At 36.8% G+C, this 1,323-nt stretch carries 1 protein-coding gene; it reads right to left on the bottom strand.

What is annotated here, in order from left to right:
* A partial coding sequence (locus ACOVO2_RS12580; protein WP_421770316.1) for a M56 family metallopeptidase occupies positions 1–1,305 on the bottom strand: 1,305 nt, incomplete at its 3' end.
* Between the last annotated feature and the right edge of the window lie 18 nt (positions 1,306–1,323).

Consider the following 1,323-nt stretch of genomic DNA (forward strand, 5'->3'; position numbering starts at 1 on the left):
CTCCATGATTTTACCGAGGCTATCCATTGGTTTTGAGTAGCGTTCCATCAATCGGCCTAAGCTATCCATTGGAGATGGTAATCGTTTTATTTTTTCGTCAATTGGTCGCATTTCAACTTCAATAGCGGTTATTTCTTGCTCAACTTCCTTCATTTGCTTTTCTAATACTCGCTCTTGCTTTTCAAGTGCTTTCAATTTTTTTTCTACTTCAGCAGGAATTCTATCTTCATCAATATACTTATTATGGATTTTCTGCATTGCCAAACTGACCTCCTGCATCTGAATAGATAAATCTTGAATTTTGCGTTGAGGAACTCGCATTTTATCAGAATACTGTGACATTTCTGCATATAATTTATCCATCGGCCTTGCTTTATCTTCCATTTGGCGGCTCAACACTTCCATTTCTTTACCATATTTCTCCATTTCTTTGCCCAATGCCTCCATTTCGGCTTCTACTAATTCAAGCTTTGAAGTATCTGATGTTATATTTTCAAAGAAAAATTGGTTTTTAAGTTGATTCATCTCCGCAGGGACAATTCCTTTAATCAATGTAAAATCAGCATTTTTATCTTTGAAAAATTCAATAACTTTTAGTTTCATTTCGGCAAATTCTTTACCTTCCAATTCATTTCCTTCAACTAAGATTTTCTCTATTTCTCCTTGATTATTTTTGTAAACGCCGATATTCTTATTTTGAATCTCAAAAAAATAAAAATCAAGTTTATTCTCAAATTGTCTCTTTACATTAGAATTCTTTTCACTGGATAAATTTTCTTTTGCCACTTCTTTCTGTGCATAAACCACGCCCAAAGCTACCACCAAAATCATTCCCATCACCGCAGCCCAATTGCCGTAACTCATTGGTTTTGAATCGTTTATTCCAATAATACGCTTGATTCTATCCATAAAAGTTTGGCGTTTTGCACCGAAAGCCATTGCCAAACGTGGCTGTTGCTGATAACTCGCAACTTGCGTAAGAGCTTTGGCCAGTACCAAACTATCGCCACAGATTTCTACTGCAAAATCATCACAACAGTTTTCTCGTTCATCACGCACTTTGCCCGAAATAAACCAAGTGGCAGGATGAAAGAAAAACAAGATTTCGATGAAGTTTTGGAAGATATTGACTAAATAATCGTAGCGTTTAATATGAGCCAATTCGTGGGCTAAAATAGCTTCCAATTGCTTGATTGTCAGACCCGAAGCCATGCCTATGGGTAGTAAAACTACGGGCTTTATCCAACCAATTGTCATTGGAACGGAAGCACGAGCCGATTCGAGTAATTTGATAGTGGCTGGCATTTGTGTTTTTTCGAGCAG

The organism is Emticicia sp. (assembly GCF_049241225.1).
Lineage (GTDB): Bacteria > Bacteroidota > Bacteroidia > Cytophagales > Spirosomataceae > Emticicia.